Here is a 19,240-nt window from a genome sequence, read left to right as displayed (position 1 = left end):
ATAAATTCTCTCTAGCATTTTCTGGCTCTCGGGGTTTAGGTCTCTAATCAATCTCATTGTATTTTCCTGCTGCTTCGTTTTTTTATGTATTATACTTCTTAATTTTTTATTTGGGTAATTAATTTTGCATGACTACTTATTCCCGAAAGTAGCGATGATAAATTAATTGAGTTAACAAATGCCAGAAAGTTAGAACATTCTAATTTAATTAAGGCTTATTCGGTGGGGGAATTTACTTTTCTCAATACGGAGATGCTTTATTTAGTGATGGAATTGGCACAGGGTAGCCTAGAAAATCACATCGCCAAAGGCAGTTTGTCAGCGGATGAGATTAAAAATATTACTGCTCAAGTCGCCCAAGGTTTAAATTATCTTCATCGACAAAATAAAGTCCATCGAGATTTAAAACCGGGTAATATCCTCAAGGTTAATCAACAATATAAGTTAGCAGATTTTGGCTTAATTAGAACTTTAAATAACAAAAGCCACACTCAAACAGTACATAATAGCGGTACAATTATTTATATGCCTCCCGAAGCCTTTAAAGGTGATATTTCATCGGCTTGGGATCTGTGGTCATTGGGTATTATGTTAATCGAAATGACGACTAAGCAACTTCCCTATAAGTTTAATAATGATATTAACCAATTAATGGCAAAGGTGATGAATTGTGAGCTACAAATCCCTAGTTTACCGAAAGAGTTTAAACCAATTATTGAAGGGTGTTTGCAAAAAGATAGAAAACAAAGATGGACGGCACAACAGGTTTTAAATGCTTTACAACCTGTTCAACAAGCACAAGCAGCAGTCAGGATGCCTGTGTCACCAATACCCCCAATTGCTTCACCTACTCCATTTACCGAAAAACTAGCCAATGGGATAAGACTAGAGATGGTAAGCTTACCAGCAGGTAAATTTCTCATGGGTTCTTCTGAAAGCGATAATGAAAAGCCTCCACACCAAGTTAAAGTCAGCAGTTTTGCCATTGGCAAATATCCCATTACTCAAGCACAATATCAAGCAGTAATGGGAACCAATCCCTCTCACTTTAAAAATAATCCCCAAAATCCAGTAGAACAGGTTAGTTGGAACGATGCTCAAGCTTTTTGTCAGAAATTGAGTCAAATAACCGGGAAAACCTATCGCCTACCCACAGAAGCGGAATGGGAATATGCTTGTCGTGCCGGGACAACTACTCGCTATTATTTTGGTGATAATGATAATCAGTTAGGAGATTACGCTTGGTATGAGGGAAATTCTAATCGCACAACTCATCCCGTAGGACAGAAAAAGCCCAATGGTTGGGGACTATATGACATGAGTGGCAATGTTTGGGAGTGGTGCGAAGACGATTGGCATGATAGCTATGCTGGAGCGCCGGATGATGGCACGGCGTGGATTGATAATGATAATCGTTCTCAGTCTCGAAAATGTCTGCGCGGCGGTTCTTGGAGCTTCATCCCTATTTTCTGTCGTTCTGCCAGCCGCGTCAGGAACTTCCCCGACTTCCGCAGCATCAATTACGGTTTTCGGGTTGCGTGTGTCTCCCCAGGACTTTAACCCTTTGCTCTTTTGCCTTTTTGCCCTTTGTCTCCCGCCGCTAGGCGGGGCGATTTTTTTTGAGAAAATTGAGGTGGCATGAGTAGAAAACGGGTTTCTCGGAGAAACCCGTTTTCTGTGGGTTACTCAAGGGATTTAGGATAATATTGGTGGAAGTCCTCGATTTACCTGATCAAATCATTCAACAGCCCCAAGGAGCTATGGATATTCGTCACCTAGGTTCTTTGGAGTCCTCCCGTCCCCCGTCTCCTATTGTAAAGTTTTGTGAATTTTTCTGGGAATAGGGCGTTTTGTAAAAATAGATACAGAATTGTATGTTATATATATTAGTGGGTGATTAAAAAAGTTCTAAACACTATTTGCAGCTCGGAGGAAATGATTATGTCCACAGAACAACAAGCTCGTGCCTTAATGATGCGTCACCACCACGCCGTCAAAAATCGTCAACAATCGATGTTAGGCAGAAGTGCTTCTGAAATCGGTATTGACAATGACAATGGCCACGGGGAAACCGTTCAACGTCGCTTCTCGGCCGACTTCTCTTCCTAAACTTATGATCGCTCTGGTGCTACTCTGAGTTAGGCTCTGAGATTTCGCCAAAGTGTACGCTTTCAATCTTAGAATTAAGTGAACAATCAGCCCACACAAACCGAGATCGGAAGGTGTGGGCTTTCGGTTTTTAGAGATAGGGGTCAGTCTTGGGCCGATTACGGGATTTCATCGGGATTTATGCCTAATTGCCGTAATTGTGCCGCTAAACGTTCCGCGCGTTGACGTTCGCTTTCGGCCTGTTGAGAGGCAGCCCTGGCCCGTTGACGTTCGATTTCGGCCTGTTGAGAGGCAGCCCTGGCCCGTTGACGTTCGATTTCAGCATTCTGACGTTCGATTTCGGCTAATTCCGCAGGTAGGAGGATTAAATTGCCATCTAGGTCATAAAAACGCAGCCAAGGAGCTTCTTCTCGTTGGATGCTGCCCATCCAGACTCCTAACCATAATCCCAAACGTTGACACCATAACCAACCGCGATGGTCGGGAATAATTTTTTGATAGCATTGATTTTGGTCTAAAGCCCAACCTTGCAGGGAAGTGGCATCAAAGGGATTATAAACAAAGTATTGGGAACAGCGAAAAGTCCGCTCATAGAGGTCTTTTTTGGTAGTTAAATCGATTTTTGCGGTGCTTTCTGACATTAATTCCACGATCACATCGGGATAACGTCCGTTTTCGTTCCAAACCACCCATCCTTGTCGTTTATAACTACCATCGATATCGAGGACAACGAAAAAATCGGGGCCGCGAAAATCTTTATTAAAAACCCGCTCACGGCTAAAGTAAATAAACATATTACCGCCAACAAAAAAGTCCTCTCGATCCTGATAGGCTTGTTCGATAGAATCGATTAACACATTCATGGCCTTGCGGTGACGGTAGGTTTCCAAAGGTTCTCCATCATCAAAAATCAAGTCTTCCGGGGGAATGGGAGGTTCTTCCCAATCGATAACTGGAGGAGTGAGAGGTTGAGTCATCGGGGTTACGTCCGGGATAGAGATGGTTTTATTTTATTTGTAAGACGAGGCGATATTTAGGTTGTCCGGTTCGCAATTTTTCCATGGCTTCATTCACCCGGGAGATAGGATAGGTTTCTGTGACTGGTTCAATGCCATGGCGAGAGGCAAATTCAATCATTTTACTGACGGTACTGGGACTACCCAAAGGACTGCCGGAAATCGATTTTTGACCCATAATCAAGGGAAAAGCGTAGGTAGCCATGGGTTCAAGAACAGCGCCAACAATATGCAGACGACCTTTGGGACGTAAACAGGCGATATAAAGACCCCAATCGAGATTAACGTTAACGGTGGAGATGATGAAATCAAAGTAATTTTGTACCGATTGCAAAGCCTCTGGGTCTCTGGAATTGATAAAATGAGTCGCTCCTAGTTCTTTTGCTTCCGTTTCTTTGTCGGGACTACTGGAAAAAGCGGTTACTTCGCAGCCCCAAGCTTTGAGGCATTTTAAGGCTATATGGCCCAATCCACCAATACCAATGACACCAACTCGGGCCGTGGGTTTAATATTAAATTGGACAATGGGATTAAAGACGGTAATGCCACCACAGAAAAGCGGGCCAGCTTTGGCAGCATCTAACTGGTTCGGCAAGGGAACTAACCAACTATGATGGGCCCGGACTCTTTCGGCAAAACCACCATGGCGACCGACGATAGTTCCTTCGGCAGTGGCACAAAGGTTTTGATCCCCCGACATACAAGTTTCACAGGTGGAACAGGAACGGGAAAACCAACCCAGACCGACTCTTTGCCCTAATTTTAACTCTTTGACTTTAGCACCAAGAGCGGCGATCGTACCGACCACCTCATGACCGGGGACAAAGGGATAGGTGGTCAGTCCCCAATCGTTATCGAGCATACTTAGGTCACTGTGGCAGATGCCGCAATATTCCACCGCGATTTCTACATCTTCATCCCCTAATATACCCGGATCGTAGTCAAAAGGCTCTAGTTTTCCCCCTTTTTCTCGGGCAGCATAGGCTCTAATCATGATTAAGTCCTCTAGGATCAGTTTATTGGTTATCTTATCCCAAATTTATCTGAGTATGGCTTGTCCTCAATCCTGTTTGAAAGGCATAGAAGAGTGGGAAGTAGGGAGAAGGGAACGGATTTGATCTGGTCAGCGATCGCCAAATAGTCAAAAGCGTGATTTTTTGATACTACAAAGAATAGGAAGCGGAAGCATCAGCAAAATTACTGGTTTTGGGTTACTCTTGATATATAGTCCACTACACCAATCTGGTCAGGCTTGCGGACTTTACCGACGAGTTTTGTTAGCCTCGCAGGAAAACTACCAGCTTTCAACCGGGGCAAGATTAGACGAGGTAAAAAGCCCGCTTCTAATTTGGGGATAATTTTTGTCAGCGATTGTATCCTATTAACTATCATTATTATTAGAGCGTCATGGGAAAAGTCATCGGCATCGACTTAGGGACAACCAACAGTTGCATTGCCGTACTCGAGGGAGGTCAGCCGATTATAGTTCCTAACTCGGAAGGGGGAAGGACAACTCCTAGTATCGTGGGATTCGGCAAGGGCCAGCGCCTAGTGGGACAACTGGCCAAACGTCAGGCGGTCACTAATGCCGAAAATACCGTCTATAGCATCAAACGCTTTATCGGTAGGCGTTGGCAAGATACCGAGACCGAAAGGGGACGAGTTGCCTATCATTGCCAACGCGGTCGCGATGATACCGTCAATATCAAAATTCGCGATCGGGAATTTACCCCCCAAGAAATTTCGGCCATGATCCTGCAAAAATTAAAGGCCGATGCCGAGGCCTATCTGGGAGAAGCGATTAACGAGGCCGTGATTACAGTTCCCGCCTATTTTACCGATGCCCAACGTCAAGCCACTAAAGACGCGGGGATGATTGCAGGACTAGAAGTATTAAGAATTATTAACGAACCCACCGCCGCCGCCCTAGCTTACGGTTTAGATAAACAAAACGAAGATCAACATATCCTCGTTTTTGACCTAGGGGGAGGAACCTTCGACGTTTCCATCCTGCGACTGGGGAAGGGGGTCTTTGAAGTGAAAGCCACAGCCGGCAATAACCATCTTGGGGGGGACGATTTTGATAATCTCTTAGTGCGGTGGTTGGTGGAAAACTTTCAAAGCCAAGAAAACATCGATCTGTCCAGCGATCGCATGGCGATCCAAAGACTGCGAGAAGCCGCAGAAAAAGCCAAAATCGAGCTTTCTAGCCTGATTAGCACCTCGATCAATCTCCCCTTCATCGCCGCCGACGAAACTAGCCCTAAACACCTAGAATTGGAACTAACTCGCGCTAAATTCGAGGAATTAACCAGGGAATTAGTCGAAAAAACCCTCGAACCCGTACAACAGTCCCTCAAAGATAGCGAACTGCAGCCTAACGATATCGATCGTGTTGTTCTCGTTGGTGGTTCCACCAGAATCCCCGCCGTCCAAGAATTAATCTCTCGTTTCTTTTCTACTGGCCAGATCGATCGCTCTGTTAACCCCGATGAGGCCGTTGCTTTGGGGGCAGCGATTCAAGCCGGAGTTTTAGGTGGAGAAGTAGAAGATATCCTCCTACTTGATGTCACCCCCCTTTCCCTCGGCATTGAAACCCTTGGCGAAGTCTTTACCAAAATTATCGATCGCAATACTACTATCCCCACCAGTAAATCTCAGGTTTTCTCCACCGCTGCCGATGGTCAAACTTCCGTGGAAATTCATGTTCTGCAAGGGGAAAGAACCATGGCCCGGGATAATAAAACCCTGGGTAAATTTCTCCTGACAGGAATTCCTCCCGCTCCTAGGGGGGTGCCACAAATCGAGGTGGCCTTTGAGATCGATGTTAACGGCATCTTGAAAGTGGCCGCCAGCGACCAAGGCACCGGCAAAGAACAAAGCATTTTAATTAGCCATACTGGAGGGCTGAAACCGAACGAAATTGAAAAAATGCGCCTAGAAGCCGAAAAATACGCCGAATCCGATCGCCGTCGTCTGCAAATGATCGATATTCGCCAGCAGTGCGATAGTCTTTTCTATAGCTACGAAGTCACCCTCAGGGAAAACAGTCAGTTAGTCGCCCCCGATATCCGGCAACTGGCCGACCAGAAGCGGCAACAGTTGGAAATCGCTCTGCGCGACCCCTCCCTATCCCCAGAAAAGCTAAAAACCACCTTGGCAGAATTTCGTCAGCTTGTCCTCGAAATCGGTACCCGCATCTACACGGGGAGACAAGAGCAAAACCAACCCCTTAACGGTGCTGGGTTTGAATCGATCGATGTCACCGAAAAACTGACTCGACCCACCCGGGCTACTTCCTCGAATACCTTCACCAATAGGCCAACCCTCTCCCGCACTAGAACCAGAACCTATAGTAATCTGGAAACTAACTCCACCGAATCGGGCAGTGATGATGATCCCGACGATGGGGAAGAAATGAGCACCAGTGACTACGAGGCCGTAGATTAAAAAGTGATCAGTAATCAGTAATCAGTAATCAGCTTTTTTCTCCCCTTCTCCCCACACCCCACACCCCACACCCCACTTCCCACTTCCCACTTCCCACTTCCCACTTCCCAACCCCTCACCCCCAGCAAAAATAGTAGGGATAACCCAACTAAACTACTATGTATAGTTTGTTAAAGTAACAACTAGACTTAAACTTTATTTATAAATTGCCAGCAGAACCATAGCCCCCTATGCCCACTGATTACTACGAAATTCTAGGTGTCTCGCGAGATGCCGGCAAAGAAGACATCAAACGCGCCTATCGTCGTCTCGCCCGAAAATACCACCCCGATGTTAACAAAGAACCGGGAGCCGAAGAACACTTCAAAGAAATTAACCGCGCCTACGAAATTCTCTCGGAACCAGAAACCCGCAATCGTTATGACCGCTTTGGTGAGGCCGGGGTTTCTGGGGGCGCTGCCGGTTTTGATCCCGACAATATGGGCGGTTTCGCCGATATATTTGAGACAATCTTTAGTGGTTTTGGGGGTATGGGCGGCCAAACAACGGCTCGCCGACGCACAGGCCCTACCCGGGGCGAGGATCTACGTCTCGATTTTAAACTAAAATTCCGCGAGGCGGTCTTTGGCGGCGAAAAGGAAATCCGCATCCGTCATCTGGAAACCTGTCAAACCTGTAAAGGCAGTGGGGCCAGACCGGGGACTGGTTCTCGTACTTGTACTACTTGCAATGGTACTGGTCAGGTGCGTCGTGCCACCCGTACTCCCTTCGGTACTTTTGCTCAGGTTTCGGTCTGTCCCACCTGTGACGGTGCTGGAGAGGTGATCGAGGAAAAATGCGACGTTTGCGGCGGCTCCGGACGTAAACAGGAAACCAAAAAACTGAAAATTACCATCCCCGCAGGGGTTGACAACGGCATGAAGTTGCGCGTTGCCCGGGAAGGAGACGCAGGACTGAAAGGCGGGCCGCCGGGGGATTTATTCGTTTATCTAACCGTGGAAACAGATGCAGAATTTCAACGGGAAGGCAATGATATTAAATCGAATATCTCGATTAGTTATATCCAAGCGATTTTAGGATGTACTATTAAAGTTAATACGGTAGATGGCCAAGAAGACCTGATTATCCCAGCCGGTACTCAACCGAACACCGTACTGATTTTAGAAAGTAAAGGGGTTCCCAAATTAGGTAATCCCGTCAGTCGCGGTGATCATCGTATTACCGTTAAAATCTCGATTCCTACCCGTGTCACTGGAGAAGAACGGGATTTACTGGAAAAATTGGCAAAAGTTCGCGGGGAAACCGTGGGGAAAGGCGGCATTGAGGGATTTTTAGGCAATATCTTCCATAAATAACTATGACTTTAGACCTGCGCGGCACTCCCTGCCCAATTAATTTTGTCCGGACAAAATTACAATTAGAGAAAATGACCGCCGGGGAACGGTTGGAAGTCTGGTTAGATGCCGGGGAACCGATCGAACAGGTTCCCACTAGCCTGACAGTGGAGGGTTATCAGATAGAATCGATCGAGGACCGAGATAGCTTTTTTGTGCTCAAAGTCTATCGCCCCGATTCCTAAATGGTAGATGCACAATTAACCGATTTATACGGCACAGTGGTGGCTGTACAGGCGAATTTCTATCAGGTACGCTTGGATTCTGCCGTTATGGGCGAGAATCTTCTCTGTACCCGTCGCGCTCGCTTGCAAAAAATTGGTCAATCGGTGATGGTTGGTGATCGGGTGCGCGTGGAGGAGGCCAATTTTGATGATCGGCAGGGTGCGATCGCAGAAGTTCTCCCCCGCAGTACCGAGATCGATCGGCCGGCCGTTGCCAATATCGAGCAGATTTTGCTAGTTTTTGCCCTTGCTGAACCCGTTCTCGATCCTTGGCTGATCAGTCGTTTTTTGGTGAAAGCGGAGTCCACAGGCTTAGAAATTGCCGTCTGTGTCAATAAAATTGATCTGGGGGAACCGGAACAAATAGAGATTTGGAGCGATCGCCTAGCTGGTTGGGGATACCGGCCTTTTTTTGTCAGTGTGGAGAAAAATCGGGGATTTGAGGCTTTATTGGCACAATTAAACCATAAAATCACTCTCTTGGCCGGTCCGTCCGGGGTGGGAAAATCGAGTTTAATTAATTGCCTAATTCCTGAGATTAATCAACGGGTGGGGGATGTGTCGGGAAAACTGCAAAAAGGTCGTCACACTACCCGTCATGTGGAGTTATTTGCTTTACCAAATCGGGGTTTATTGGCCGATAGTCCGGGTTTTAACCAACCGGATATTAACTGTTCACCGGAACAATTAACTTTTTATTTTCCGGAAGTGAGAGAGCGTTTAGCTTTGGGAAATTGTCAATTTAATGATTGTACTCACCGTCGGGAACCTAACTGTGTGGTTAGGGGAGATTGGGAACGTTACCAACATTATTTAGAGTTTTTAGAAGAAGCGATCGCACGAGAACAGTCATTACAGAAAACTAGCACAAAAGAGTCAAGTTTAAAGTTAAAAATTAAAGAAGCAGGTCAAGAAACCTACGAACCCAAATTAGCTAATAAAAAATATCGTCGTCCTTCCCGTCGCGGCAAAAATCAAGATCAGGAACGCTACGAAAATAAAACTCTCCGAGATATTTATAATGATGATTCTGAATAGAATCGGTTAGGATACTTTTATCTTCAGGGTTAATTTATAAATACTGTCTAAAGATGAAAATTTAACAGCAATGATTGTATATATGGGTTTTTATCTGAACTATTTTTCATTTTTTTGTTTCTACTTTGTGATTAATTCAACTTATCTACGAACTAAATTTTTAAGAGTTCTATGGTTAGCTATTTTCCATGTTCCCTCGTCATTTTCAAGATTATAGCGAACCAATGAGGTAGTAAAAGCACTATTTTTTTGATCAATTTTACCCTGACTGTTATAGAGGGTTCTTTCTTCAGTAACCACCACATCCACTGTAGCTTGATCGCCAGAGGTTGTAAAATTATTAACTGAATCTATTCTCTGAACTCCATAGATATAATAAGCACCATTATTAGCTAACCATTCGGAAGAACTTTCTTGACCATCAGAGCGCTTTATTTTGTCATTATAAGCTTTACCTGTAAGTAATTCTTCTCCTAAATAGGTTTGATAGGAGGGACCATAAATATCTCTTTTTGCCTTTAACCAGCGCTCGATTAAATCCACCGCTTCTGAACGAGAAATAGAGTTAACTGTCCGTTGAGGAACGGGTGAATAGACAGGTTCAGGATCCGGTGAGGTATCGATGACACCTTGGGTGATTTTAACTTGATTAAAGTATTTAATTAGTTGCCTTTGTAGCTCTTGAGCGCGATTTAAGTCCCTAAAAGTTGCCACCTGAATATTCCCATCATTAACAACAGCATCGCGACAAAAGTTATTTTTCACTCTCTCTAAACTATCCTCATCAGTTACTACAACTTTATAGTAAGTATCGGTGATATTCTCATCTCCACAGACAGGTTTAGGAAACTCATTATTAATGGTAATATCTGAGTCTTGATTCTCTGGGGAAGGTGACGGAGAAATTGATTTATCTCCAGAAGAATTTGAGAGATAATGACTTAAGACAAAACCACCTAAAATGCCAGTACCGATCATACTCCCTATAATTATCGCTTTCACCCATTCAGGTAAAGTGCGGGGATTAGAAACAGGTTTTGAAGTTACAGGAGAAATTACTTGAGTAGGAGCGGGAGTAGGAGCAGGAACAACGATATTTGTTGCTACAATTGATGGGGTATTTTGTAGCGCTTCTAACATCTCTTTTGCGGTTAAATAACGTTCGTTAGAGCGCAGTGAAATAGTTTTATCTAGCACGGCTGCTAAACTGATATTAGTATTTAAAGCGAACTGCCGCCAATAAATTTTTCCTGTCATCGGATCGCTCTCTAACATTTCAGGAGTTTTGCCGGTTAGTAGATAAATAGCCGTCAATCCTAAAGCGTAGAGATCACTACTATAAACCGGACGACCGATCGCCTGTTCTGATGGCATAAAACCCGGAGTACCGATAACAATAGAATTAAGAGAATGGCCCGAATTAGAAACCACCGTTCCCATAGTTTCTTTAACCGCACCAAAATCAATTAGGATCGGTAAATTATCATAAATCCGTAGAATGATATTATCGGGTTTTATATCTCGATGGATAATTTTTTGTCCGTGAACATAAATTAAAACCTGTAGAATACTAACTAAAATCTCTTTGACTTGATCATCGCTAAAAACTCCTTTACTCTGTATTCTTTGGCTGAGAGTTTCCCCCTCGATAAATTCCTCCACTAAATAAAATTGATTATTTTCCTCAAAATAAGCGTACAGTTTGGGAATTTGAGGACTATTTTCGCTCAATTTTTCTAGGATAGCCGCTTCTCGCTCAAATCTTTCTTTGACAAGATTGTGAACCTGGGGATTATCATTAATCGGTTTTAGCTGTTTAATCAGACAGAGACGTTTTGAAGGCATTTGGCTATCTTCTGCCAAAAAAGTCTCTCCGAAACCACCATCGGCAATTAATCGCAGGACTTTGTAACGATTTTGTAGAATTAAATCCGTCATGGGGAAACATTACCGTTTACTTAACAATCTTCACCGATAACTAATAACTGAGGTGATGGTAGGGCAAATCAGATAAAGAGGGTATTTAATTGGCCATTTATTTTGATAATCTAAATCCATCTAGACCACAAATGTTGCATCCTGTAATAAAATTTAACATTTAGCGGTAGAAACATCCCATTTCGACAACATTTGTTAACATTTTATGACTTTATCTATCTAGTGTAAAAAGCTGATTTCTTGACACACATAAGCTAGAAGATAGCGCAGTTTATCAATGAACTTTTTCCCTAATTTTTGGCAACTTTTGCTAATTTAAGACTAGATAAGAACTCTTGTAAAAATCGGGTTAAAAGTTGATCGAAAGCTGTGAGGATATCTTTTGTTAATTCAAAAACACCTGTTTTGATATCAATGGCTACAATAGAATGAATGAATGGTTTAGTTTTTGGAAGTCCTTTATACCTTAATCGAACTAGGTTCATCGACGGCTGCGATAATGCGATGACAACCGGAAAAGGGTTGCGCCCATTGATACTGGTGTTCTAAAGGATTACCCCAACAGAGGCCGAGATATAATTCTGTACGCGCCACATCTAACTCCGCCCATTCGGACTGGGCGACTAATTCAGCTAGAGAATCGGCAGAAATGGGAGGACGGGAGTTAAGCGCCCACCAAAAATTCATATTAGGGGTGATACTGTTCCAAAACTCTAAAACGGAAGCTTTGGCAGCCATGAGAATTTCCTTGTCACCCGCGACGGGAACTAATTGATTATGAATTTCGGGATAACGAAGAGTGCGATCGCCCCATTGACAAACACGCCAGATAATGCCCGAAACCTGATATTTTTGTTGATAATCGTGAACTTGACGGCGAAAATCCTGATAGGCGAAGACTTTGCCCACCTTTTCTAGATTGATCGCCTTGGCAATCACCGGATTATCAATGCGCTCCGCCGGAGAGAGTAACAGACGTTCCCCTTTGCAAGTGGCGTGCATTTCTCGATCGAGGATTTCAATTAACTGCTGTGTCGAGTAAGCCATACTACCGCTCTTACCTGAGAGAGGATTTCTTTTTATAATAAACTCGAATTTCCGTAGTGGAAAGGCTCGATCGCTGGAAAATTGTCATTCATCGGACATATCGGCAGCATACCCCTTAATACTTATGGGCGAAAAAACCCCTCAAAACACCTGTCAGGGAGAGAAGACAGTCTAACTGCTCGGTTTTACATCGGTTACTTTTTTTCTGGTCCAGATGGTGAGAATTGTCAGGAAAAGTCAACCCATCACTCCCCCTCAAGGATTTTTATCGATTCCAGTTAATCGATCATAAACAGTACAATTGTATTTAATTAACTGGCCGACGTTTAATTTATCGTACTATTCCCCTGTTCTATTTCTCCCAGTCTTATTAAAATTTCTGATTGTGTTGGGTTATTTCTAATTTCATTGATATCTTTATAGGTAAAGCCCATAATATCAAATAATAACCATATTAATCTTTCTCTCTTATCCTCGTCACTAAAATTTCCCCCGATGATAGCGTTTAATCTTCCTTGATATTTCTCTTGCGTTTCTTTCAGTGTAAATCTACCGATTAATTCTTGGATGTATTCCTGAATAGTAACTATTTCAAAATCATCAAATATAAGCTTGATAGAATTATATAGGCTGGTTCTCTTCTTGAGCAGTTTCTTGTCTAAAGGCTTAATAATAGATATTTGAAATTCTTTGTACAACTCTAATAGCTTTTTGATCAGACTGGAGACAGGATTAATTGTCGATAGGCTAAATCCACCCATTACTTGGTCGATTTGTTCTAAATTAGGGTTTAAGGAACTAATAATAAAACCAAAGACCAGAGCAATGATTAAACCAACATATACATTATCCTCGATCGAGCTTAATAGAGAAAATATAAATTGAATAAAAAGGTATAAGAGTATTGATATAAGAACTTTGAGAATTAATAACCTAACAAAAGTATTTAAAAAATCCTTTTTTAAATCGGGAAATAAATGACGAATCCTAAAAGCTGAGAAATAGCTACTTCCAGTTTCAACTGCTACTCCAATAATTATCGCAGTCACGACAAAAGGCCACCGATCTTCTCCCAGAAGTTTCCGTATTTCGCTGAAAAGATCGGTGGCAGCAGTTGTCTGAGAATCTACCAAAAATAGGTAATGGGTGAATGAACTGAAAAAAGGAAACTTATCTAATTCCGTTAGAACCTGACTACAAAATACCATTTACCCTCAGCCAACGAGTTTTCCAAGTGGGAGTAAAGATTTTGTAGCTTTCTTCTTCATTGACTTTGATATAGCCTTTGTCCGCTAGTTTTTCTAATTTATCTTGTAAGTCAGCTTCTCCAATTCTATCTGTTTCAATTTCAAAGCTCAAGGCAGTGGCAGCCCTAACTTTGAGTAAATCAGATAAAAGAGACTTCTCCGCGGAGGTTAAATAATTGTCAGACTTAGCTGAAGTCCCAGAATCACCCTTGTCTTTGGACTTAGAAGGAAATATGTCAAGCATTCTGTTTTGTGTAGTTTATAAATACACTTCGACCAGTACATCTTGATCCTCAGTCATGACTCTCTGAGTTCATGACTGAGAATGACTGAGATATGTCTGAGTTTTTTGCGATAAAATAGAGATTGCGTCGATTGATGGAAGTTTATGGGGCGATCGCTTAAAGTAAAATCAGAATATATCCCTAGAGTCAAACAAGCAGTTAAACTCAATGGTTACGCAAGTCAAGAGCTGCTTGCTGAGGAGTTAGGATTCGCAAGATCGACTATTAGCCGTTTTCTTAACGGTAAATCGATTAGTAATCTCAATTTTTTTGAAATTTGTCAAAAATTAGGCCTTGATTATCGAGAAATCGCTGACTGGGATAAGTTGGAGGAAACACCGGCTGCCACGTCTGAGGATGAGGGAGAAAACCGGGCTGCGGATTTTTCCAAGTATGTTGAACGTCCTCCAGTGGAACAGCTTTGTCTGGAGACGGTGAGTCAAGCAGGTTCATTATTGCGGATTAAATCAGCCAAGGGGATGGGTAAAACCCTATTAGTCGATAGAATTTTGAGTCAAGTTGACAAAAGACAGTATAAAACCGTCAGTTTGAGTTTTTTACAAGCAGGCAAAGGAATTCTCGGCGATTTAGACCGATTGCTCTCTTGGTTTGCCTTGATTATTTCCAAGAAATTAGGGTTAGCTGCTCTCTTTCAGGAAAAATGGCTAGAAGGATTAGGACTTTATAGCTGTACTGCCTATTTTGAAGACCATTTGCTCAAAAAGCTGGATAAACCCCTAATTTTAGTTTTAGAGGAGATAGATAGTCTCTTTACCTATACCAGCGTTGCTGACGATTTCCTTAGTTTATTTCGTCTTTGGCACGAGGAGGCAAAAAATAATAATACTTGGCAAAAGTTACACTTAATTATCACCTACTCCACAGAAAATTATGTTCCTGCTGACCTGAATAAATCTCCTGTGAATGTAGGAACAGAAATACTGTTACCTGATTTTACTCTAGAACAGGTCTTGACTCTAGCTAATAAATATCAGGCTAACTTGGGAAAAGATGAACTGCAAAAAATAATTAATCTTGTCGGGGGACATCCCTATTTAATCCAAAAAGCGATTTATGGGATTACCCAAAAACAACTGTCTTTAGCAGATTTTTTAGAGACAGCAGCCACGGAAGCGGGGATTTATGGGGATCATTTGCGAGGACATTTGCTAAACTTACAAGAACATCCAAACCTAGCAGCAGGAATGAAAAAGGTTGTAGAGTCGTCTTCTCCCGTTGATTTAGGTGCAACAATTAATTGGCAGCTTCATAGTTTAGGATTAGTAACCTTTGTGCAGAATGCTGTTCAACCCCGTTATCCACTATACAGCGACTATTTTAGGTATCGCCTATCCTCCTAAAATCCAATATATTGAGTTAAACTGTTGTACATCTAAATCTAATATTCGTTTTCACCTGTTCCCCGTTCCCCCATCGAACCCAGAACTTTAAATGCGGACTAGCTTAGGGACAGATAACCTTTGATTAAATTATTCATCGAACTTAACCAATCAGACAAATTGCTAATTTTAATCCTATGGCGACCAATTTTTATTATGTTGGAGGCAGCGTCCCCCTAAATGCACCTAGTTATATCAAGCGGGAAGCAGATGATATATTTTATAACTATCTAAAAAATGGACAGTATTGCTATGTGTTAAATTCCCGTCAGATGGGAAAATCAAGTTTGTGGGTACAGACACAAAAACGACTGAAAGAGGATAATATTGATTGTGCTACCATTGATTTGAGTGGTATAGGAAAAAACATCTCCGAAGATATTTGGTATCGAGTATTATTTGAGCAACTGGTTAAACGATTTGATCTTTCTATTCGGGAAAAAGAGCAAACTTGGTGGGATGAACGAGCCTACAAATCAGCTATTAATCGTCTTGATCAATTTGTTGAGGAAATTCTCTTAAAGGAGGTATCCCAACCTATTGTTATCTGTTTCGATGAAATTGATAGCGTTCTGAGTTTAAAATTTTCCACAGATGATTTCTTTGCTTGGCTGCGTAGCTGTCATGAAAAACGTCCTTATAATAGGGATTACCAACGTCTAAGCTTTTGTATGTTGGGGGTAGCGGCAGTTTCTAACTTTATTCGAGATAATAATCGTAGTCCTTTTAATATTGGTCAAGATATTCGATTATCTGGATTTACTATAAAGGATGCCAGAAAACTTGCCGAGGGATTGCAGGACAAAGTTATCGCACCGCAACGGGTTTTAGAGGAGGTTATAGAATGGACAGGTGGACAACCATTTTTAACTCAAAAAATTTGTCATTTAATCTCCACATCTCACACTGGATTTGGCAAGGAATCCCCAGTAAACCCGATTTATATCGGCGATTTTATCCAGTCGCAAGTAATTAGTAACTGGGTATCTCAAGATAGTCCAGAACACCTAAACACTATTCGGAATCGTTTATTAAATAAGCGTGTCACGGGTAGAAGAATGCTGAAGCTTTACCAAGAAATTTTAAGAAATGGTGAAATTACCGATGATGGTAGTCCCGATCAAATAGAATTACGCTTAACGGGATTGGTAGTTCAAGACCGACAAAAGTTAAAAGTTTATAATAAGATTTATAGAAATGTTTTTAATGAAACTTGGGTGACAACGGAATTAAATAAAATCCCTGCATACTACGAAAGAGTAGATCAACTAGCTGAAATACTATTAAGGACTGAATTTGATGAGAATCAAAGAGCAGCTTTAATTGAGGAAATTCCAGCTTGGACAGGTGGTAACTTGGAGTTAACGATAATAGTTATCCTTTTGCTAATCGACAATAAAAACGAGTTACGAGAAGGACAAGAAAAACCAAAAATTGAACAATTGATTCAGAAAAATATTGTAGAAAATTGGTTACAAAATAAAGCGGCAGACCATCTCCAGAAAATACAAAACAGTCTCTTAACTCCTGATAAAAATGTTAGGTCAACATTAGAAATCTATCAAGAAATTTTGCAGGGGAGAGTCTTTGCTGATAACAAACCAGAAAAATTGGCACTTCAGCAAGCAGAATTAGTGATTAAAAATGATGATTATCTAGAAGTGACCAATCGAATTTATCAAGAGGTATTTAATGTTCAATGGGTTAAACAAGAATTAGAAAAATTAGTTAAGGAGGAGGATTCTACCTTTTCGTCGGTACTATTAGTACTTGGTACGGTTATTATTTTGTCCTTATTATCATTGCTACCACAAAGAACTCCCGATAAGGAACCCTCACCTAGTATTCCAGAAATTTGTACTAAACGAGATTTTAATATTAGCTTAGAAAAGAATATTCAACAACTCCAAGACTTGCAACAGCAACAAGGTGATCAGTTTTATTACAAGTGTGGGACTCAATTAAATGAATTAAGGTTAATTCAGCAAGCAATAGGACTAGCTGTCGATAATTTTGTCGCTGATGTGCCGGGTAGAGAAGGTGCTTTTGAAATTTTGTGCAAAATCCCCCCATCTTCTGATAACTTTAAAGAAGCTCAATTTTGGGCAAAACGTTGGTATAATGACAGAGCTTGGAAATCGGATATTGATCGAGCTTTGCAAGATAATCTAGATTGCCAAAAACTTATTGAATAAACATTAATTTTTCAATCACTAAATACCCCATCGCTACCCGTTAATTCCTCGGATAATGATACTCGGATTCCTTCCCTTCCCCGTGACCAAAATAAAAAGAATAGGTCAGAAACATTGAAGGATTGACTACTGATAAAAGAAGAGGAATTAACCTGTGGGTTCTTTTGACGTAAAACAATTACTTGCATATAATAGAGGAGATTGCCAATCATTAGCCAGAGAATTAAACTAAAAATAACCCATCAAAAATTAAAATCGGCTATAACTCTCATGGGCAATTTCCCCTTTATAGTAATTGATTTAATCCCCTATCGTTCACTCAAAACTGCTTTTTTTCTTGTCCAGATAGCGAGAATTGTCAGGAAAAGTAAACCCATCACTCCCGCTAAAGGATTTTTATCGATTCCAGTTAACCAATCGGGAACAGTACCAGTGTATTTAATTAACTGACCCACATTTAATATATAGTATGCCCAGATTAAACCCGCGTGCAGACCGATACTTTTACCCAAATTACCACCACAGGCGCGTTTTGCCCAACCGAGAATTAATCCTAGCAAGACTAAGGCAGGAAATTGGGGAAAAGTGCGGATAATTTCGGCTAAAGGTTTAATAAAGTGGGTAAGAGCGAAAATTAAGGCACTAATCACTAGAGCGATAGCGGGACGATAATCCTTTTCTAATTCTCGCAGTAACCAGCCCCGAAATAGCAATTCTTCGGCAAAACCCACCGCTAAAGCGACTAAAAACCCCTCCAAGATGATTTTGCCGATTTGGGGATTTGCGGGTAAGAAATTTAACCAACCTAGGAACCCTTGGGACAGAAAAAGCGAGAAAGTGAAAAATAGACCGATCGCTAACCCGTTAATTAACTTGATCAGCGTTTTTCTTCGCCAAATCAACCCATAATCGGCTAATCCCTCATCACCATAAATTGTCCGTCCCCACCAATGGGATAACCCCAAAAATTCCAGATAGAGAACAGAAAGGGTCAAAATTGAGACAAGATTAGCATTAGTGGCAAAAAAGTGATAGAGGGGAAGTGCGATCGGCAACCAGAGAAAAAGTAGGAGCAAAATAAAAATTCCCAGTCGCAGGGGGACTGGGTAAGTGGCAATTACCCGCAATCTTTTATTCATCGGGTTCGATGCTGCTGGTTAAACCTTTATTTTTCAAGGTTTCACAGTAAAATTCCGCGTGTTCTTGGATGCAGGTAATCACCAAGGCTGTACCATTCGTGTGCGCTTCCATCATGATATCAACTGCTTGGGGTTGCGTCATACCGGCGATCGTTTGCATTAAACTCTGAACCACATACTCCATCGAGTTAAAGTCGTCATTGTGGAGTAAAACGCGATAACGCGGTGCTGGTTTACGGATTGTCGCTGTGGAACGCTTTTCGATGACTTCTGTGGACACCGTTTCTCTCCTTTGAATCTATATCACGAATACAAGTCAATTACTTAATGATCATAATCAAAATTTCCAGATTGAGCTAGGCTTTTTCTGTGATCCGTGAGGGGGTTGGGTGTTGGGGAGTGGGGGGCAGCCAAAGGAATGACATTTCTAGATGGATAGATCATCGAAAATTTGGGTCTGAAACCCCGTCGTTCTACGACGGCTTTACTGTTAAATATTAGCATATTTACGAAATATATGCTAAAATGTGAGACATGGAAAAAGCCTATTCTTACCGATTTTACCCAACACCCGAACAAGAGTCGCTGTTGCGGCGCACTTTGGGCTGTGTAAGATTGGTTTACAATAAAGCTCTCCATCTCAGAACACAAGCTTGGTATGAAAGACAAGAAAGAGTAGGCTACGCTCAAACTTCTTCAATGTTGACCGATTGGAAAAAACAAGAAGAATTAGACTTTTTAAACGAAGTTAGCTGTGTA

At 41.9% G+C, this 19,240-nt stretch carries 17 protein-coding genes and 1 pseudogene; 9 read left to right on the top strand and 9 right to left on the bottom strand.

Features of this window, described 5'->3' with window-relative positions; genetic code table 11:
- Positions 1-135: 135 nt before the first annotated feature.
- Together O9323_RS20395 and gifA are read left to right on the top strand one after the other, a co-directional pair.
- Positions 136-1,560: pseudogene (locus O9323_RS20395) on the top strand (SUMF1/EgtB/PvdO family nonheme iron enzyme); the annotation flags it as partial.
- 381 nt (positions 1,561-1,941) lie between these two features.
- Positions 1,942-2,109: a glutamine synthetase inactivation factor IF7A gene (gene gifA, locus O9323_RS20390; protein ID WP_002739262.1), complete on the top strand. Its 168-nt coding sequence runs from the start codon at positions 1,942-1,944 to the stop codon at positions 2,107-2,109.
- Positions 2,110-2,267: 158 nt separating this feature from the next.
- Here the strand turns inward: gifA and O9323_RS20385 are convergent, their stop codons facing one another.
- Together O9323_RS20385 and ahr are read right to left on the bottom strand one after the other, a co-directional pair.
- Positions 2,268-3,086 carry a Uma2 family endonuclease gene (locus O9323_RS20385; RefSeq protein ID WP_002778315.1) on the bottom strand — a complete coding sequence of 273 codons (819 nt, stop codon included), beginning with the start codon at positions 3,084-3,086 and terminating at the stop codon, positions 2,268-2,270.
- A gap of 28 nt (positions 3,087-3,114) precedes the next feature.
- Positions 3,115-4,119 carry an NADPH-dependent aldehyde reductase Ahr gene (ahr, locus tag O9323_RS20380; protein ID WP_288125665.1) on the bottom strand — a complete coding sequence of 335 codons (1,005 nt, stop codon included), beginning with the start codon at positions 4,117-4,119 and terminating at the stop codon, positions 3,115-3,117.
- Positions 4,120-4,532: 413 nt separating this feature from the next.
- On the opposite strand from ahr, the gene dnaK reads away from it, so the two are divergent.
- The 4 genes from dnaK (at position 4,533) to rsgA (ending at position 9,231) form a co-directional block, all read left to right on the top strand.
- Positions 4,533-6,575 (top strand): molecular chaperone DnaK, encoded by a 2,043-nt coding sequence (dnaK, locus tag O9323_RS20375; protein ID WP_288125664.1) that lies wholly within the window; start codon positions 4,533-4,535, stop codon positions 6,573-6,575.
- Positions 6,576-6,805: 230 nt separating this feature from the next.
- A complete protein-coding gene (gene dnaJ / locus O9323_RS20370) occupies positions 6,806-7,930 on the top strand; it encodes a molecular chaperone DnaJ (protein WP_002792864.1) in 1,125 nt (374 codons plus the stop codon).
- A gap of 2 nt (positions 7,931-7,932) precedes the next feature.
- Positions 7,933-8,154, top strand: coding sequence for a sulfurtransferase TusA family protein (locus O9323_RS20365; protein ID WP_002738399.1), 222 nt, complete (start codon positions 7,933-7,935; stop codon positions 8,152-8,154).
- Positions 8,155-9,231, top strand: a complete 1,077-nt coding sequence (rsgA, locus tag O9323_RS20360; RefSeq protein ID WP_002756044.1) for a small ribosomal subunit biogenesis GTPase RsgA — start codon at positions 8,155-8,157, stop codon at positions 9,229-9,231. It begins immediately after the preceding gene.
- Between the two features lie 141 nt (positions 9,232-9,372).
- Here rsgA and O9323_RS20355 read toward each other — a convergent pair whose 3' ends face one another.
- From O9323_RS20355 to O9323_RS20340, 4 genes are all read right to left on the bottom strand, one after another.
- The gene (locus O9323_RS20355; protein WP_002756043.1) at positions 9,373-11,169 is read right to left on the bottom strand and encodes a protein kinase domain-containing protein; all 1,797 of its coding nucleotides are present in this window, start codon (positions 11,167-11,169) and stop codon (positions 9,373-9,375) included.
- A 459-nt stretch (positions 11,170-11,628) separates the two neighbouring features.
- The gene (locus O9323_RS20350; RefSeq protein ID WP_002739207.1) at positions 11,629-12,216 is read right to left on the bottom strand and encodes a hypothetical protein; all 588 of its coding nucleotides are present in this window, start codon (positions 12,214-12,216) and stop codon (positions 11,629-11,631) included.
- A 326-nt stretch (positions 12,217-12,542) separates the two neighbouring features.
- Positions 12,543-13,424 (bottom strand): hypothetical protein, encoded by an 882-nt coding sequence (locus O9323_RS20345; protein WP_288125663.1) that lies wholly within the window; start codon positions 13,422-13,424, stop codon positions 12,543-12,545.
- The gene (locus O9323_RS20340) at positions 13,411-13,707 is read right to left on the bottom strand and encodes a hypothetical protein (protein WP_041804305.1); all 297 of its coding nucleotides are present in this window, start codon (positions 13,705-13,707) and stop codon (positions 13,411-13,413) included. Before O9323_RS20340 ends, O9323_RS20345 begins: the two co-directional genes overlap by 14 nt.
- 144 nt (positions 13,708-13,851) lie before the next feature.
- On the opposite strand from O9323_RS20340, the gene O9323_RS20335 reads away from it, so the two are divergent.
- Positions 13,852-15,108, top strand: a complete 1,257-nt coding sequence (locus tag O9323_RS20335; RefSeq protein WP_288125662.1) for an AAA-like domain-containing protein — start codon at positions 13,852-13,854, stop codon at positions 15,106-15,108.
- A gap of 176 nt (positions 15,109-15,284) precedes the next feature.
- Positions 15,285-17,342 carry an AAA-like domain-containing protein gene (locus O9323_RS20330; RefSeq protein WP_288125661.1) on the top strand — a complete coding sequence of 686 codons (2,058 nt, stop codon included), beginning with the start codon at positions 15,285-15,287 and terminating at the stop codon, positions 17,340-17,342.
- 11 nt (positions 17,343-17,353) lie between these two features.
- On the opposite strand, the gene O9323_RS20325 is transcribed toward O9323_RS20330, so the two are convergent.
- From O9323_RS20325 to clpS, 3 genes are all read right to left on the bottom strand, one after another.
- The gene (locus O9323_RS20325; RefSeq protein WP_288125660.1) at positions 17,354-17,530 is read right to left on the bottom strand and encodes a hypothetical protein; all 177 of its coding nucleotides are present in this window, start codon (positions 17,528-17,530) and stop codon (positions 17,354-17,356) included.
- A gap of 120 nt (positions 17,531-17,650) precedes the next feature.
- Entirely contained in the window at positions 17,651-18,481 is an 831-nt protein-coding gene (locus O9323_RS20320; RefSeq protein ID WP_288125659.1) for a CPBP family intramembrane glutamic endopeptidase, read from the bottom strand.
- Complete coding sequence (clpS, locus tag O9323_RS20315; protein WP_002738526.1) at positions 18,474-18,761, bottom strand: ATP-dependent Clp protease adapter ClpS; 288 nt, start codon at positions 18,759-18,761, stop codon at positions 18,474-18,476. The genes O9323_RS20320 and clpS overlap by 8 nt, the downstream gene beginning before the upstream one ends.
- Positions 18,762-19,015: 254 nt before the next feature.
- Here clpS and O9323_RS20310 point away from each other — a divergent pair.
- Positions 19,016-19,240, top strand: a 225-nt coding sequence (locus tag O9323_RS20310; RefSeq protein WP_287729616.1) for a helix-turn-helix domain-containing protein, incomplete at its 3' end; no start/stop codon positions are given.

This window comes from Microcystis sp. LE19-131.1A, from assembly GCF_027532015.1.
Lineage (GTDB): Bacteria > Cyanobacteriota > Cyanobacteriia > Cyanobacteriales > Microcystaceae > Microcystis > Microcystis ichthyoblabe_A.
Note: the sequence above shows the minus strand (reverse complement) of the source record. Positions and strands in the feature narration are given on the sequence as shown.

What these genes read in the sequence shown, in the direction of transcription:
- gifA (WP_002739262.1), top strand. Translation starts at nt 1,942, where the DNA reads ATGTCCACAGAACAACAAGCTCGTGCCTTAATGATGCGTCACCACCAC.
- O9323_RS20385 (WP_002778315.1), bottom strand. Translation starts at nt 3,086, where the DNA reads ATGACTCAACCTCTCACTCCTCCAGTTATCGATTGGGAAGAACCTCCC.
- ahr (WP_288125665.1), bottom strand. Translation starts at nt 4,119, where the DNA reads ATGATTAGAGCCTATGCTGCCCGAGAAAAAGGGGGAAAACTAGAGCCT.
- dnaK (WP_288125664.1), top strand. Translation starts at nt 4,533, where the DNA reads ATGGGAAAAGTCATCGGCATCGACTTAGGGACAACCAACAGTTGCATT.
- dnaJ (WP_002792864.1), top strand. Translation starts at nt 6,806, where the DNA reads ATGCCCACTGATTACTACGAAATTCTAGGTGTCTCGCGAGATGCCGGC.
- O9323_RS20365 (WP_002738399.1), top strand. Translation starts at nt 7,933, where the DNA reads ATGACTTTAGACCTGCGCGGCACTCCCTGCCCAATTAATTTTGTCCGG.
- rsgA (WP_002756044.1), top strand. Translation starts at nt 8,155, where the DNA reads ATGGTAGATGCACAATTAACCGATTTATACGGCACAGTGGTGGCTGTA.
- O9323_RS20355 (WP_002756043.1), bottom strand. Translation starts at nt 11,169, where the DNA reads ATGACGGATTTAATTCTACAAAATCGTTACAAAGTCCTGCGATTAATT.
- O9323_RS20350 (WP_002739207.1), bottom strand. Translation starts at nt 12,216, where the DNA reads ATGGCTTACTCGACACAGCAGTTAATTGAAATCCTCGATCGAGAAATG.
- O9323_RS20345 (WP_288125663.1), bottom strand. Translation starts at nt 13,424, where the DNA reads ATGGTATTTTGTAGTCAGGTTCTAACGGAATTAGATAAGTTTCCTTTT.
- O9323_RS20340 (WP_041804305.1), bottom strand. Translation starts at nt 13,707, where the DNA reads ATGCTTGACATATTTCCTTCTAAGTCCAAAGACAAGGGTGATTCTGGG.
- O9323_RS20335 (WP_288125662.1), top strand. Translation starts at nt 13,852, where the DNA reads ATGGGGCGATCGCTTAAAGTAAAATCAGAATATATCCCTAGAGTCAAA.
- O9323_RS20330 (WP_288125661.1), top strand. Translation starts at nt 15,285, where the DNA reads ATGGCGACCAATTTTTATTATGTTGGAGGCAGCGTCCCCCTAAATGCA.
- O9323_RS20325 (WP_288125660.1), bottom strand. Translation starts at nt 17,530, where the DNA reads ATGCAAGTAATTGTTTTACGTCAAAAGAACCCACAGGTTAATTCCTCT.
- O9323_RS20320 (WP_288125659.1), bottom strand. Translation starts at nt 18,481, where the DNA reads ATGAATAAAAGATTGCGGGTAATTGCCACTTACCCAGTCCCCCTGCGA.